A 15,258-nucleotide genomic window follows, 5' to 3' on the forward strand; every position below is an offset into this window, starting at 1 on the left:
CGGTGCAGCGCCCCTTCCTCAGGCTGTTCGTCACCCCCGCCGCGCTGGTCGCGGCGGGTTTCCTGCTGGCGATGGCGGCCATCCTGCAATACGCGGTCCTCGCCCATATCCCGGGCGAGCTGACGCCCGGTGGCTTCACCCTGCGCAACTTCCAGGAGATGCTGAAGCCGCTCTACGCCGGCGTGTTCTTCGATACCGTGCGGCTGTGCTTCCTGACGGCCGTGCTGGCGTTGCTGGCGGGCTATCCGCTGGCGCTGGCGATGGTGCGGGCGCGCAACCCCTACATCAAGTCGGCGATCCTCATCATCTCCGTCACGCCGCTGTTCCTGGGTGAGGTGGTGCGCACCTATGCCTGGCTGATCGTGCTGGGCAACCAGGGCTTCATCAACGGCTTCCTGCTGTGGCTGGGCATCATCGACCGGCCGCTGACGCTGATGTTCAGCACTGGCGGCGTGGTGATGGGCCTCGTGCATGTGACGCTGCCGGTGGTGGTGATCATGCTCTCGGCCGCGATTTCCCACATCGACCGGGATCTGGAAAAGGCCGCCGTGGCGCTGGGCGCCAGGCCGCTGCGCGTGTTCCTGACGGTCACGCTCCCGCTCTCGATGCCCGGGATCGTGGCCGCCCTGACCACGGGCTTCGCCTGGACCTTCTCGGCCTTCGCCACGCCGCAGATCATCGGCGGCGGGCGGGTGAACATGGTCTCCAACCTCGTCTATTCGCTGGGGTTCTCCAGCTTCAACTTCCCCTTCGCGGCGGCGCTGTCCATCGCGGGACTGCTGCTGACGGCGCTGTCGCTGGCCCTGTTCAAGCTGCTGCTACGGCCGCTGGAAAGGATGGGTGCGAAGTGAAGTACGCCTTCCGTGCCCTGGTGGTGGCGCTGCTGGGCTTCGTGCTGCTGCCCGCGGTGGTGGCCTGCGTCAGCGCCTTCGACACCCGCGCCCTGATCGCCTTTCCGCCCCAGGGCTTCACCTGGCGCTGGTTCCACCGCGCGCTGACCTATGAGGATTTCCAGGTCGGTTTCGTCAACAGCCTGTATGTGGCGGCCATCGCCTCCACCCTGGCCATCCTGGTGGGCAGCGCGGTGGCCTATGCGATCGACCGCTATGATTTCGCGGCCAAGCGCGTGCTGGAGGCGGTGCTGCTGGCCCCGCTCGCCATCCCGCATTTCACCATCGGGCTGGGGGCGCTGATCGTGGCCTCGCAGGTGGGGGCTGCGCGGGGGTGGTTCGTGGTCGTGGCGTGCCATGTGGTGCTGGTGCTGCCCTTCGTGTTGCGCAGCCTTTATGTCTCGCTGAAGAACATGGACCCCAGGCTGGAATCGGCGGCGCTGTCGCTGGGCGCGAAGCCGGGCAGGGTGCTGCTGACGGTCACGCTGCCGGGGCTGGCACCGGGGCTGGCGGGCGGCTGGATCTTCGCCGCCATCCTGTCCTTCAACGAGTTCACGGCCTCGCTGTTCGTCACGGTCCAGCGCACCCAGACCCTGCCGGTGGCCATGTACAACTACGTGCGCGAATACGCGGACCCGTCCATGGCCGCGCTGTCCGCGCTCTATATCCTGCTGACCACGGTGGTGCTCACCCTGGCCAATCGTTTCCTCGGCCTCGGCCGCATTCTCGGGACCGAAGATGTCCGGCACTGAAGACGCCCTCCGTCTGGACGGGGTGGGCAAGCAATTCGGCACGTTCACCGCCCTGCATGAGGCCTGGCTGCGCGTGCGGCCGGGGGAATTCGTCACGCTGCTCGGCCCCTCGGGCTGCGGCAAGACCACGTTGCTGAACCTGATCGCGGGCTTCCTGGAGGCCGATGCGGGGGAGATCTTCATCGGCGGCAAGCTGGTGACGCAGACCCCGGTGTGGGAGCGCGACATCGGCATCGTCTTCCAGTCCTATGCGCTGTTCCCGCACATGGATGTGGCGCGGAACGTGGGCTATGGCCTGCGCGCGCGCGGGGTTTCCCGCGCCGAGGAAGCGGCGCGCGTGGCCGAGGCGCTGGCGATGGTGCGCTTGTCCTCCATGGCCGGCCGCCGCCCGCGCCAGCTTTCGGGCGGGCAGCAGCAGCGCGTGGCGCTGGCCCGCGCGCTGGTCATCCGCCCCAGCCTGCTGCTGCTGGACGAACCTTTCTCGGCGCTCGACCGCAATCTGCGGATGGAGATGCAGTTCGAGCTGAAGGAGATCCAGCAGAAGCTGGGCGTCACCACCATCTTCGTCACCCATGACCAGGCCGAGGCGATGTCCATGTCGGACCGCATCGCCGTGATGTCCGAGGGGCGGATCCTGCAGCTGGACACGCCGGAGGGGGTGTACCGCCGCCCGGCGCACCGCTTCGTCGCGGGCTTCATCGGCGATGCGACGGTGCTGCGCGGCCGGCTGAAGGGGATGGATGGCGTCTCGGCCGGGGTGGAGGCGGGGGGGCTGACCTTCTCGGTGCCCGCGGCGCCACTGGAGGGCACGGCCCCCGGCGCCGAGGTGGATGTGTTCCTGCGCCCCGAGCACCTGCAGCCGGCCGAGGGCGAGGCCGGGCTGGCGGGCACCGTCGTCAGCCGCGCCTATTTGGGCGACCGGGCGGAGCTGCTGGTGCAGACCGAGGGCGCGGGCCGGGTGATGCTGCGCGTGCCGGGTTTGGCGGCGCTGGAACGCTGGCCGGCGGGCGCGCCCATCCGCATGGCGGTGGGCAGCGCGGAGCCGGTGGCGTTCCCGGCGGGGTAGGGCGGTTTCGGTTGGCAAATTTTGCCAAGGTCATTATCCTGCCCGCATGAGCACCATGAACATCTCCCTGCCGGAGGCATTGAAGAACTTCGTGGATGAGCAGGTGGCCGGGCGTGGCTATGGCACCAGCAGCGAGTATGTCCGCGAATTGATCCGCCGCGACCAGGACCGGCAGCGCCTGCGCGGTCTGCTGCTGGAGGGGGCCGCCTCCCCCCCCGCCGCCGAGGCGGATGACGCCTATTTCGAGACCCTGCGCCAGCGCGCCACCCGGCCCCCCATCGAGGCGTGAGCGGCAAGCCCGTCATTCCGCGCGAACTGGCGCGGCGGGATGTGGAGCAGGCGCTGGACCACTACCTGGCCGAGGCAGGGCGGGACGCCGCGCTGGGCTTCGTCGAGGCCCTGCGCCAGGCCTATCGGTTGATCGGGGACCATGCCGGGGCGGGTTCCTCCCGCCATGCGCATGAGCTGGCGCTGCCTGGGCTGCGCAGCCTGATGCTGCGCGGCTATCCCTATCTGGTCTTCTACCTGGAGCGGGAGGCGCATGTGGATGTCTGGCGCGTGCTGCACGCCCGGCGCGACATCCCGGCCTGGCTGGGCGAGCCCTGACTACCCCACCGCCGCCACGCACTCGATCTCCAGCAGGAATTCCGGCACCGGCAGCGCCGCCACCACCGCCGTGGTGCGCGCGGGCAGGTGGTCCGCCGGGAAGGCCGCGCGGTACAGGCGGTTCATCTCCGCCACGTCGCCGGCACGGGTCAGTAGCACGTTGGTTTTCAGGATGCGCGTCATGTCCGTGCCGGCATCGGCCAGCACCTGCTTGAGGTTCGCGATCACCTGGGCGAATTGTCCGGCGAAATCGCCCACCGCGATGTGCCCGGCCGCATCCAGCGGCGCCAGGCCCGAGACATAGAGCGTGTTGCCATGCGCGACTGCCATCGAAAAAGGCGGAAAGGGCCTGGCATCGGCAGGGGTGGCGTAGCGGGTGATGTTTTCCATGGGCGGCACGCTACACGGCGGGCCCCGGGCGCTGCAAACTGCGTCCATGGCACAGATCGACACCGCCCGTTTCATCGCTGATCTCCAGGAGCTTCGGAAGATCGGCGAGTTCCGCACCGGGGTGCACCGCCCCACCTATACCCCCCAGGACATGGAATCGCGCCGCTGGCTGATGGCCCGCATGGCCGAGATCGGGCTGGAGCCCGCCATGGATGGCGTGGGCAATGTGCTGGGCAAGCACAAGGGCCCCGGCATCAAGCTGCTGGCCGGCAGCCATATCGAGACGCAGAACGAGGCCGGCTGGCTGGATGGTGCGCTCGGCGTGGTGGCGGGGCTGGCGCTGGCGCGCGCCGGGCTGCCGGTGGATGTGGTGGCCTGCGCCGATGAGGAAGGCCATTACGGCGGCTTCGTGGGCAGCCGCAGCCTGACGGGCATCCTGACCGAGGAGCAGATCGACGCGGCCAGCAACCGCACCACCGGGCAGAGCCTGCGCGACGCGCTGGCGGGCGCCGGCCTCGCGGGGCTGCCGCGCCCGCCGCTGGAGGCCGGGCGCTACAAGGGCTTCTTCGAGATGCACATCGAGCAGGGAACCCAGCTGGAAAGCGCTGGCCTGCGCGCGGGGGTGGTCACCGGGATCGTCGCCATCTGGCAGTGGAAGATCATCATCGAGGGCAACCAGGACCACGCCGGTGGCACCACCATGGCCGAGCGCCGCGACGCGGGCCTGACGGCCGTGCGCCTGCTGGCCGCGATCGACCAGGAATTCCCGCGCCATGTGAGTGAGCGCACGACCTGGACCACCGGGCGCATCGCGCTGGAGCCGGGCGCGCCCTCCATCATCCCCGGCCGGGCCGAGATCCTGTTCCAGTTCCGCGACATCAGCACGGAGAAGCTGTCGGAGTTGGAGGCCGTGCTGCGCCGCCTGATCCAGGAGAGCAACCGGCGCGAGAAATGCCCGGCGCGGCTGGAGGCGGTCTCCCTCTCCAAGCCGGCCATGTGCGACCCGGTGATGATGGACTGCCTGGCGGCTTCGGCCGAGGCCGAGGCGCCGGGCGGCTGGCAGCGCATGCCCTCCGGCGCCGGGCATGATTCGCAGTACATCGCGCGGATCATGCCGGTGGCGATGCTGTTCACGCCCTCGATCGGCGGGATCAGCCATCACTGGAGCGAGGATACGAAGATCGAGGACCTGGAATTGTGCATGCGCATTCTGGGCGGTGCCGCGGAGCGCTTCCTGGCGGCGTGAGAACTGTCACCGGCCCGGTATTGAACCCGGGCCGGGGGGCGGGGTAGGAAGGATGAGTGTCTCCGTAGCTCAGCAGGATAGAGCACAGGATTCCTAATCCTGGGGCCGTGGGTTCGAATCCCGCCGGGGACGCCACTTCCACTCCCACCAATCTGTCTCTCTGCCTGGCGGCCACGCCAATAGGCGCAGGTGTTCCGCGATTTTTGTGCACAGGCTGGCTACGGCGCCAGAGGAACGAGGGCTGAAACAGCCTCTCTCCGTGCCCCCATTCTCCAGACCTGGTGACTTGGCCGATTATCGAGACACGCAGAAAGTACTGAAAAGACTTGTTTTTCTGAAGCGGAAGCGCGGTGGAGTTCACGGCGCGGATGCGGCGGCGAAGGAAACTGATACCGAATCGTTGATCGGTAGCCACTTCGCCGAGACGACGATCAGGCCGCCCACGCCGCTGACAGCGCCTCGGCCTGCTGCAGAATCGTCTGGACGGCCGCGTCCTGCAGGTCCGGCGGATAGCCGTACTTCCGAAGGATACGCTTCACGAGCACACGGATGCGCGCCCTGGCCGCCTCCCGGTGGACCCAGTCCACGGAGACGCTGCCGCGGATGCTTGCCACCAGTTCGTGAGCGATCACCCGCAGCGCGGGCTCTCCCATTGCCTGGCGCGCGCTCTCGTTCTCAGCCAGCGCATCGTAGAAGGCGATCTCCTCATCGGTGAGGCCGGTCTCCTCGCCTCGAGCCCGCGCCGCCCGAATGTCCTTTGCGATCTGGATGAGTTCTTCCAGCACCTGCGCCGTGGTCAGTGCATTGGAGTGGTAGCGAGCAATTGCTGCCTCCAGCCGCTCCGTGAAGGCTTTCGACTGAGTTACGTTGCGCTGCGCCTGGGACCGCACCTCGCCGTTGATCAGCTTCTTCAGCGCCTCGATAGCCAGGTTGCGCTTATCCATCTGCCGGACCTCGGCCAGGAACTCGTCCGACAGGATGGAAATGTCGGGGCTCTCCAGCCCGGCGGCACGCATGATGTCGACGATCTCGGTCGAGATTACGGCGCGGCTCACGATCTGTTGGATCGCCAATTCCCGATCGGCAGCACTCCGGCCACCGCCCGCGACGCTCTTCACCAGCGCCGCCCTGATGGCCTGGAAGAACCCAACCTCTTCTCGGACCGTTCGAGCCAGGTCGCTGGCTGCCGCAAGGGCGAAAGCCTTGGAGAGCGCCAGGACGGCATCAGCATAGCGCCGGTGCGCCCGCTTCTTGCCTTCCTCCGAGGTTTCGCGCGCCGCCTCCTCCTGTTGAAGGGTCAGGATCCAGTCGATCGCCCCGGCCATGATGGTCAGACGCTGTCCCGGTGGCGTCTCGGCGGTCAGCGCGGGTCGATAGTCTAACCCGCCCGCCATATCGGGGCGGAACATGGCCCGAACGATCTCATGACGCTCCTGCAGGACGCGGACCGCTTCAGCCTCGTCTATGCCTGTCTGTTCCTGGTCCTGCCCCGAGTATTGGCCGAGCGCGCTCTTCAGGTTCTGCGCGATGCCGATGTAGTCCACGACCAAGCCGGCTGGCTTGTCGCGGAACACGCGGTTCACTCGGGCGATGGCCTGCATCAGCCCGTGGCCCTTCATCGGCTTGTCTACATACATCGTGTGCATGCAGGGGGCGTCGAAGCCCGTGAGCCACATGTCGCGCACAATCACTAGCTTGAGCACGTCCTTCGGGTCCTTCGCCCGCTTGGCCAGCAACTCGCGCCGAGGCTTTGGCCGCTTTCCGATATGCGGCTGCCAGGCCGGCGGATCGGAGGCCGCGCCCGTCATGACCACCTTGATGGCGCCTGCTTCGTCCTCGTCGCTGTGCCAGTCCGGTCGGAGTTTGATGATCGCGTCATAGAGGGCGACGCAGATGCGCCGGCTCATGCAGACGATCATCGCCTTGCCGTCCAACCCCGCGACCCGGTCCTCGAAGTGCCGAACCAGATCCTCGGCGACCAGGCCAAGACGCTTTTCTGAGCCGACCAGGGCCTCGACGCTGGCCCAGCGACGCTTCAGCCGCTCCTGCTCGCTCTCTGCCTCGTCCTCGGTGAGCTCGGCAATCTCAGCGTCGATCTTCGGTTTCTCGTCCTCGTCCAGTTCGATCCGCGCGAGCCGGCTCTCGTAGTAGATCGGCACCGTGGCGCCGTCCTCGACCGCGCGACTGATGTCGTAGACGTCGATGTAGCTGCCAAACACGGCCGGGGTGTTCACGTCCTCCTTCTCGATCGGCGTCCCGGTGAACCCGATGAAGGAGGCGTTCGGCAGCGCGTCCCGCAGGTACTTCGCGAAGCCGTAGGAGATTTCGCCGCTGGCACGCGCCACCTTCGCGCGGAAGCCGTACTGGCTGCGGTGCGCCTCGTCGGCGATCACCACCACGTTCCGGCGGTCGGTCAGCACCGGATAGTCGGAGGCGCCGGCTTCGGGGGCGAACTTCTGCAGCGTGGTGAAGATCACCCCGCCCGCTGGCCGATCCAGCAGCCGCCGCAACTCATCCCGGTCGCTCGCCTGCTGCGGCGTTTGGCGGAGCAGGTCGCGGCACATGCTGAAGGTGTTGAACAGCTGGTCGTCGAGGTCGTTGCGATCCGTCAGCACGACCAGCGTCGGGTTCTCCATCGCCGGGTGCTTGATGATCTGTCCCGCGTAGAAGGCCATCAGCAGGCTCTTGCCCGAGCCCTGGGTGTGCCAGATCACCCCCACCTTTCGGTCCCCATCCTGGCTCGTAGCGGACAAGGTGCGCGTGACAGCGTGGCGAACGGCGTGAAACTGGTGGTAGCCGGCGAGGATCTTCGACACCTTGCCGTCCGCGTCGCCGAAGACGAGGAAGTCCTTCACCAGATCCAGGAAGCGCCGCTTCGCAAACACGCCCTTCAGCACGGTTTCGAGCTCGGGGCTTCCCTTAGGCGCCAGGTCGTCGCCCGCGACAGTTCGCCAGGGCATGTAGCGCTCGCGATCGGCCGTGAGTGAACCGACGCGGGCGAGCAGCCCATCCGAAATGACCAGGACAGCGTTGGTACGGAATAGGGATGGGATTTGCGCTTTGTAGGTCTGTAGCTGATTGAAGGCACCATCCAACGTGGCGTTCTCGTTTCCTGGTGTTTTCAGCTCCACGACGGCCAGCGCCAGACCGTTCACGTAGAGCACCACGTCGGCCCTGCGGTTGGCCTTGTTCTCAATGACGGTGACCTGATTCACCGCCAGCCAATCGTTCGCCTCGAGGTCGTCGAAGTCGAGCAAGCGCGCTTGCTCGCCGCCAATCGAGCCGTCCGGCCTGCGCACCTCGACCGGCACGCCTTCCACCAGATAGCGATGCAGGCGTCGGTTCTCGTCGATCAGGGAGGGCGTCTCGGCTTGCAGCAGCTTCGCCAGGACCGCCGCGCGCGCATCCTCCGCCAAGTTCGGATTCAGTCGGGCGATTGCCGATCGCAGCCGACCCGTCAGCGCGACATCGCCATAGGATGCACGCTCGGCTCGGACGCCATCTGGACCGATTTCGATGCCGGAAACGGTAGCGAAGCCAAGCTCTGTGAGCCAGGCCAGCGCTGCTTCCTCGACATGGCTTTCGGCGACCGCTGCCATGGCTCGCTCAGGACTTCCCAAGGTTGGGCATATTCCAGGTGCGCCGAGCCAGTGCGACCAACTGGTCTTGGCGCGCCGCGACACTGGTTCTTGTCCATGTTTGGAAAGACGGGAAAGGTGCCACCGCAACATCGATCTTTGTGTCACGGCCTACTTCTGGCGTTTCGGCGAGAGAGCGTGTCAGCAGAACTTGCGAATGCTTGTAGATCGGCGCCTTTTGGCTGAACGGCTTGTTTCCGAGTGAAGCGTTGATCGACTTCTCAACCAACAGCAGATTCCCCAGCCGGGACGAGACGGCAGGATCGCTTAGATCGCCGAATTCGAGCGCCGCTTCATTGCTCGGATTCTGAGGAAGGATGTGCTCAATCTCGAAGTCGCTCCCAGCATAGCGCCCCAACCACATGGTTCCTTGCTTGATGCCGAAACCGTCCAGATCGACGCGCTGGGTCAACTTTCCAAGAATGTACCGGAGGCGGTATTTCTGCACGTCGTTCGAGGTGAGCCGCCGTAGGGCGTCGTCGAACCGCACCGAAAGGTCGGTTTTAGCGGGCGTGAACCGCTTCTCGATGACGGCATCGAGTTCCGCCTGAGTTGTAACTCTGCGGACATCCATCGCCCACCGAGCAAAGTTACGCTCGAAGTCACGGGTTGGCTCCCGCGTGATTACGTAGACGAAAAAAAGATCCTCGACCTCATTGCAGAGCCGCGTGAACAAACCGGCAGGGAGGTGCCGCCCTGCGAGAAGAAGGATCAGGTGCTGCCGTGCCGCACTGCCGCCGAGCAGCTGGATGTTCTCGAGAATCGGGCTCTCTTGCCCTTGTTGATCCCGACCGCGGAGGAAATTTCGGTACGCGAGGGCTGCGATCCGTAGTTCTTCCGCAAAGCGCAGTGGTGCGGAGGCATATCCGCACAAGCTCTCGTTCTTGACCAACCAGGAATAAATCTGATCCTCGCGTAGCAGATCAACGTCGTATCGACTAAAAATGAAGTAGCGGAGGAAGCGCAGCGGCTTCTCGCCCATCTCGAAGATAGTGTCCTGGAGAGCCTTCCAACTATCCTTGAGTTTGCCGAACTGTTCACGGTTCGCCTTCATAAACAACAGATTCTTGAGGAGATCCATGGAATTCAGACCGACACCACGGTCGTTGATGGTCTCGAATATTTTCAACGCCTTGGCGACATCCTCTGTTTGGATGCGAATGAGCTTCACCTTGTTGTTCAGATAACCGTGAAAGCCGCGAACGGCCGCGACGTCATCCGCAAACTGTGCCACCAGAAATTCCCGGGCAACCTGCAGAGCGTTGACGATGTTGGCGATTGAGCGCGTAGCCGCTGGTTCAGGCGGCATCTGACCCTTTGCAACCAACTCAAGGACGTCGCCGCTGTCCTCATATTGGAGGTCAAGCCGATAGCGGAAAACATCACGGCCGGCTGCGTCCACCGTCTCAGCGGCAATCTGATGCCCGATCGCCGCTGACGGCGTTTGACCGAGTTCGCGAATACGATCCCTGATCGCACATAGCACGACAAACAGCGTCGTCATCCTCTGTTGGCCGTCGATCAGTTCCAGAACGCCGCCGTCACCTGGACAGACAACGATACTTCCAATGAAGTACTCTGGGGCGGTCGTGATATTCGTGCCGCTGAGCTCCGCATTGATGTCACTCAGCAGCTGCTCAACCTGTTCGGTTTTCCAAACATACTCCCGCTGGTAGTCTGGCACGGTATAAAAGGCCTGAAAGACGTTCGCGATGTTCAGGTCGTGCGCCTGAATTGATTGCACGCTCATGTGGATGGCTCCGAAACCGGCTCGGCACCCATCACTCGAAGCATGGCGTGCATCACGGTGGTGATAAGAAAGTTTTGGGTTGCGGTAGTTGCCCGCGCAGCAGGTCAGGCAACCGCGAGATCGGGTAACCACCGAACACGCCGAGGACCTGCTTCACCATCCCCGGCGAGACGACCGGCCGGTTGCCAGGAAGGTGAATGTTCGGCGCGTTCGGCTTCACGAGCTTCACGTGGGAGCCCTTGCCGCCGGGCGCCTGCGAGTAGCCGTAGTGGCGCGTGAGGGCCGAAGTCAGCTGTGCCGTCGAAGCCGTCGCGCCCGGGTCGATGCTGCCCGCGCGGAAGATCGGACGAGCTCCCGCGGGCAGGATGACGTAGATGTCGGCGTCGATGCTCATCAGCGACGTGATGACGTCCGGCGCCACTGACCAATGCGTGGCCGGGGTCGTCAGCGTCAGCGACCCGTCGAGGACCTGCGACTGAAGGGTGTAGAGGCCTTTTCGATAGGCGCCCTCGGGCACGTAGTGCATCCCTTGAGCGTAGCCTGGCGGCTGCCGGGGGATGGACCATGCGAGGTAGGCCTGCACTGCCTCCAGCATCGGGCGTGCGTGGCGCTTCTTGTAGCGCGGCTCGGTCAGGCGCCGATAACTCTCCGCATTCGCCAGGCTCTCCTCGAGGCAGGTCGGCTTGAGGAAATTCGGGCGGTAGACCTTGGTCTTGTATGGCCGGTAGCGATCGGTGCCGGTGGTGACGAGCAGGCGAAAGCCGAGGCTTTCGACCTTGTGGTGGAACTGCTCGTGCAGGAAGAAGACGTAGAAAGCGCTGCGCAGAAGCTGCCGCACGATTTCCGCTGGTCGCAGGCCCGATGCCTTGACCGCCGCCCAATCCACATGCACCGCAATGTCGAGGGCGACGTGGAAGATGCAGCGCTCGCGGATATAGATGCCCCAGCCGTGCCCGAAAAAGTGGATCGGGCAGTACCAGGCGCAGAGCGGCTCGGGCGCTTCATAGGTCTGCCGCTGACGCCGGCGCTGGCTGAAGAGGGGTCCGTCCTGCCCTTCACTGGCGCGGATGATCTCCCGGATCTCGCGCCACCATTCGCTCAGGCGTTCGTCGTCGCGGTTCGGCTCCCACCAATCCCATTCGGGAGCCAGGCCCTCCGATGTTTCCGTGGGTTCATCGCGAAAGATGTCTTCGAGCGAGGTCGCGTAGACCGTCTCGCCCTCCTCGATCGTGCCGACGCCGGGCAGGTCCGCGATGTCCTCCTCGGCTTCGTAGGGATCAATGTCATGGGCACGCAGCACCGCCAGGGCGTTCTCAATCGTCTGGCTCATGCGGCGGCCGCCCCTGCCGATCCAACGAGGCGCAGCCGATCGAGCGCGTCGAACAGCAAGGCCGCGCTGGTCTTCAGGTGGTGGAAGTCCACCCAAAGCTCAGGGGCGCGACCGGCCGGGACAGCGTCGGCGTAGCGGAAGGCGGTCGAGCGCGGGTCAACATGCTCGAACTCCGCGATGCGGTCGCTGAGCCACGCCAGCTGACCCGCGGGGTATTGGCCTGCGAGGCGTGGGAGCAGCGCAGCCCAGAGTTCTCCGAGGCCGTGCTTCTGCGGTGCGCCTGGCACTAGGGATTTGAGGCTGATCTCCAGCCCGTGGCGATAGCAGAACAGGATGGGATAGGCGGCTTCCCAGGTCTCGTTATTGGCCAGCGCGGCATCGAGCAGGCGCTCGGCTGCGACGCGGAAGGCGCTGCTGACTTCCGGGGCCGCGACGCCGGCGTTGTCATTCCAGTTGACGAGGATCGCGCCGGAACGAAGCGCCATGTCCTCGGGCGGCTCTTCGAAGATCGGGCGGGTCATGCCGCCTCCTCGACGGCGCGCTCGGCGTCCTTCACACGAAGTTCGCCGGACATCAGGCGGGGGAGGAGGAGGTCGCGGGTGGCGGCGAGGGTGCGCGATTCACGGCGGTTCGCAAGGATGCGCTCGAGCAGTGGTGTCGCCTGATGATGAAATGCGGACATGACGACAGGTGGAGCCGTGAAGACAGCGGCGTCCAAAACGGATCGCGGGTTCACTCGCTGATGGCTCTTGGACGTGCCTGTAACCTGTGCTTCCAACCGCTGCTTGAAGCCTGGATCAGTCAGCGCGCAGTAGAGAAACGCGCGGTCAGCCTCGATGTTCGGCATAAGGACAAGGAATTCTGTCGAACAAATACTCCGGATCGCCGCGTCAGCATCAACAAGCCAGACCCGCGGGATCTCAGGATTCAGCTTTGAAAGCAGGACGGCATGCCGCGAAACGAGTGTCTTGTTGCTGAGGATGCCAGCGCCAAGCTCTCGAACTGCCATTTGGCCGGCGTCGAACGCCGGAAGGCTGTAGTGATCGAAAAGCTCGTCGGGGGCAGACATCGGGGAAACCGCTTCGCGGCCCAGAGACGCGAAGGACGATATGGGGCTTGCCTGCCACCCCTCCGGCTTACCTTCCCCGTCGAGGGCATCGGGGAACAGGGCCCAGAGGTCGGGGGCGAGATAGGGCGGGCGGGCTTCCATCTTGGCGCGAATGGGGCCAAAGGCGACGAACCAGTCCTGGAAGATCGCCCGCGCCATGGCCTCCAGCGTCTCGTTCATCCGCCGGTTCAACTCGATCTTGTCGTCGAGCGCACCAAGTATGGAAACGATCTCATTTTGCACCTGTACGGGCGGGCATGGGATCGTAATTCTATTCAAACTGCCTTGAGAAAGTTTGGGTATTGTGGACCCTGTTATGTATCCTGCGATATCGGTACTGTTGATTGCATAAAAAAGAAACCGTGAATTCGCATTTTTATTGCCGCGGACAATATGGGCATGGTTGTTCACCCAGAAGCGTCCCTTAGCCATCAGCGCGATGGGAGCTTTTCTCGACCGCAGATTTTCACCATCCTCGGCAACGAGCACATACTCTCCGTCGAACAGAAAGCCGTCGACGTGGTCCACCACACCCTGGGCGCCGTAGTAGGGATAGGGGCCCGACCGGCGGTCGCTCGCTTTCACAGGCCTACGCTCGGCGTCGAAGTTCTCGGTCAACTCACCTAGGGTTCGGGCAGGAAACATCAGAGCGTGCCGGCTTCGACGCGCGCAAGGCGAGCGCGAATTAGATCGACGAGACGTCCGCTGTCAGAGAACTGCTTCTCGAGCGCGTCGCGCAGCGCATCGAAGCGAACTTCAAATGATGCGTCATCATCCTCAAGATCAGCAGCGCCCACATACCGCCCCGGCGTCAGCACATGCCCGTGTCCGCGGATGTCCTCCAACGATGCGGAAGCGCAGAACCCCGGCACGTCGGCGTACGCGCCCCCATTCTTCTCGCCGCGCCATGCATGATAGGTATCGGCGATGCGGGCGATGTCGTCGTCCGACAACTCGCGCCGTGTCCGGTCGACCAGCGTGCCCATCTTACGCGCGTCGATGAACAGCACTTCACCGCGGCGGTCGCGCCAGCCGCTGCCTGGATTTTTGCCGCGCGCGAGCAACCACAGGCAAGCCGGAATCGGTGTCGAGTAGAAAAGCTGCCCTGGCAGGGCCACCATGCAGTCTACCGCGTCCGCTTCCACCATAGCGCGGCGGATCACATCCTCCCCGCTCTGGCCGGAAGACATGGAGCCATTTGCCAGCACGACGCCCGCCGTGCCCCCCGGCGCCAGATGCCACCAGATGTGCTGCAGCCAGCCATAGTTCGCATTGCCCGCTGGCGGCACGCCGAACACCCAGCGCGCATCCTCCCGCAGCCGGTCCCCGCCCCAGTCCGAGATGTTGAAGGGCGGGTTGGCCAGGATGTGGTCGAAGCGCAGATCCTTCAGCTCATCCTTGTGGAAGCTGCCTTCGTTGTTCCAGCGGATGTCAGCGTCGATGCCGCGCACCGCCAGGTTCATCTTTGCCAGGCGCCAGGTGGTATAGTTGCTCTCCTGCCCATAGATCGCGATGTCGCCGATGCGCCCGCCATGCTCCGTGACGAACTTCTCCGACTGCACGAACATGCCGCCCGAGCCGCAGCAGGGATCGTAGACGCGGCCCTTGTAGGGCTCCAGCATCTCGACCAGCACGCGCACGACGGAGCGCGGCGTGTAGAACTCACCGCCACGCTTCCCTTCCGATCCGGCGAAGCCGCCGAGGAAATACTCGTACACCCGGCCGAGCAGGTCCTTCGCGGCGCCGCCGGGCTCCCCGGTGGCGATGCCGGAAATCAGGTCGATCAGCTCGCCCAGCATGACCTTGTCGAGGGCGGGCCGGTTGTAGTCCTTCGGCAGAACGCCCTTGAGGCCCGGGTTGTGCGCCTCGATGGCCGCCATGGCGTCGTCGATGATCTTGCCGATGGCGGTTTGGCGCGCGCTGGCCTGGAGGTGCGACCAGCGCGCTTCCTTCGGCACCCAGAAGACGTTCTCGGCCAGGTACTCGTCCGGGTCCTCAGCCGCGGTGGGGTCCTCGGCCAGCAGGGCGGCGCGCTTCGCCTCGAAGGCCAGCGAGATGTGCTTGAGGAAGATCAGGCCCAGGGCGACGTGCTTGTAGTCGGAGGGCTCGAGGTTCTTCCGCAGCTTATCGGCAGCCTGGAAGAGCTGCGCCTCGAAGCCGAGGGTGGCGCCGTTGTTGGCCGCCCGTTTCGGGGCGGGCTTCGGCGCGGCGGCTGGCACGGTGGTTGGAGCGAGCAGGTCCGGCTGGGGTGCCGGCTTAGCCGGGGGCGGGGTGGCCGTTTTGGGCCGCGCAGCAAGTGCAACGGACCCGCCACGTCCGCGGCCGGCAATAATGGTGCCGTCCTCGATCAGTGCGGCGTGCACCGACCAGTAAGTATCGTCCTGCCAGCCGATCGTCTCCCGCAGGCGGCCATTGCCGGCACTCCCGCCGAGTTCGGTCAGGGTCTCAATGAAACGCTCGCGTAGGACTTCGCGGACCATGG

At 65.1% G+C, this 15,258-nt stretch carries 13 protein-coding genes and 1 tRNA gene; 7 read left to right on the forward strand and 7 right to left on the reverse strand.

Going from position 1 to position 15,258, the window contains the following annotated elements; genetic code table 11:
* Window positions 1-2 precede the first annotated feature (2 nt).
* The 5 genes from GT007_RS09225 to GT007_RS09245 are packed head-to-tail and all read left to right on the forward strand — an operon-like array spanning window position 3 to window position 3,314.
* Entirely contained in the window at window positions 3-851 is an 849-nt protein-coding gene (locus tag GT007_RS09225) for an ABC transporter permease (protein ID WP_201451847.1), read from the forward strand.
* Window positions 848-1,642 carry an ABC transporter permease gene (locus tag GT007_RS09230; RefSeq protein WP_160121316.1) on the forward strand — a complete coding sequence of 265 codons (795 nt, stop codon included), beginning with the start codon at window positions 848-850 and terminating at the stop codon, window positions 1,640-1,642. Before GT007_RS09225 ends, GT007_RS09230 begins: the two co-directional genes overlap by 4 nt.
* A complete protein-coding gene (locus tag GT007_RS09235; protein ID WP_160121317.1) occupies window positions 1,629-2,708 on the forward strand; it encodes an ABC transporter ATP-binding protein in 1,080 nt (359 codons plus the stop codon). The genes GT007_RS09230 and GT007_RS09235 overlap by 14 nt, the downstream gene beginning before the upstream one ends.
* Window positions 2,709-2,754: 46 nt before the next feature.
* Window positions 2,755-2,997, forward strand: coding sequence for a type II toxin-antitoxin system ParD family antitoxin (locus GT007_RS09240; RefSeq protein ID WP_160121318.1), 243 nt, complete (start codon window positions 2,755-2,757; stop codon window positions 2,995-2,997).
* Window positions 2,994-3,314 (forward strand): type II toxin-antitoxin system RelE/ParE family toxin, encoded by a 321-nt coding sequence (locus GT007_RS09245; protein WP_160121319.1) that lies wholly within the window; start codon window positions 2,994-2,996, stop codon window positions 3,312-3,314. Before GT007_RS09240 ends, GT007_RS09245 begins: the two co-directional genes overlap by 4 nt.
* Here the strand turns inward: GT007_RS09245 and GT007_RS09250 are convergent, their stop codons facing one another.
* A complete protein-coding gene (locus tag GT007_RS09250) occupies window positions 3,315-3,704 on the reverse strand; it encodes a RidA family protein (RefSeq protein WP_160121320.1) in 390 nt (129 codons plus the stop codon).
* Between the two features lie 46 nt (window positions 3,705-3,750).
* Between GT007_RS09250 and GT007_RS09255 the strand changes: the two genes are divergently transcribed.
* Window positions 3,751-4,950: a Zn-dependent hydrolase gene (locus tag GT007_RS09255; protein ID WP_160121321.1), complete on the forward strand. Its 1,200-nt coding sequence runs from the start codon at window positions 3,751-3,753 to the stop codon at window positions 4,948-4,950.
* A gap of 58 nt (window positions 4,951-5,008) precedes the next feature.
* Window positions 5,009-5,085 (forward strand) — tRNA-Arg (locus GT007_RS09260).
* 296 nt (window positions 5,086-5,381) lie between these two features.
* Here the strand turns inward: GT007_RS09260 and GT007_RS09265 are convergent.
* Genes GT007_RS09265 through GT007_RS09290 form a run of 6 tightly spaced genes read right to left on the reverse strand, consistent with a single transcriptional unit; the run spans window position 5,382 to window position 15,256 of the window.
* Window positions 5,382-8,549, reverse strand: a complete 3,168-nt coding sequence (locus GT007_RS09265) for a type I restriction endonuclease subunit R (protein WP_160121322.1) — start codon at window positions 8,547-8,549, stop codon at window positions 5,382-5,384.
* 7 nt (window positions 8,550-8,556) lie between these two features.
* The gene (locus tag GT007_RS09270) at window positions 8,557-10,338 is read right to left on the reverse strand and encodes a DUF262 domain-containing protein (RefSeq protein ID WP_160121323.1); all 1,782 of its coding nucleotides are present in this window, start codon (window positions 10,336-10,338) and stop codon (window positions 8,557-8,559) included.
* 52 nt (window positions 10,339-10,390) lie between these two features.
* A complete protein-coding gene (locus tag GT007_RS09275; protein WP_160121324.1) occupies window positions 10,391-11,668 on the reverse strand; it encodes a hypothetical protein in 1,278 nt (425 codons plus the stop codon).
* Entirely contained in the window at window positions 11,665-12,189 is a 525-nt protein-coding gene (locus GT007_RS09280) for a hypothetical protein (RefSeq protein WP_160121325.1), read from the reverse strand. The genes GT007_RS09275 and GT007_RS09280 overlap by 4 nt, the downstream gene beginning before the upstream one ends.
* The gene (locus GT007_RS09285) at window positions 12,186-13,421 is read right to left on the reverse strand and encodes a restriction endonuclease subunit S (protein WP_160121326.1); all 1,236 of its coding nucleotides are present in this window, start codon (window positions 13,419-13,421) and stop codon (window positions 12,186-12,188) included. Before GT007_RS09285 ends, GT007_RS09280 begins: the two co-directional genes overlap by 4 nt.
* On the reverse strand, window positions 13,421-15,256 hold the full coding sequence (locus GT007_RS09290; RefSeq protein WP_236571575.1) for a class I SAM-dependent DNA methyltransferase: 1,836 nt from the start codon (window positions 15,254-15,256) through the stop codon (window positions 13,421-13,423). The genes GT007_RS09285 and GT007_RS09290 overlap by 1 nt, the downstream gene beginning before the upstream one ends.
* Window positions 15,257-15,258 lie beyond the last annotated feature (2 nt).

It is taken from the genome of Rhodovarius lipocyclicus, assembly GCF_009900765.1.
Taxonomy (GTDB): Bacteria; Pseudomonadota; Alphaproteobacteria; order Acetobacterales; family Acetobacteraceae; genus Rhodovarius; species Rhodovarius lipocyclicus.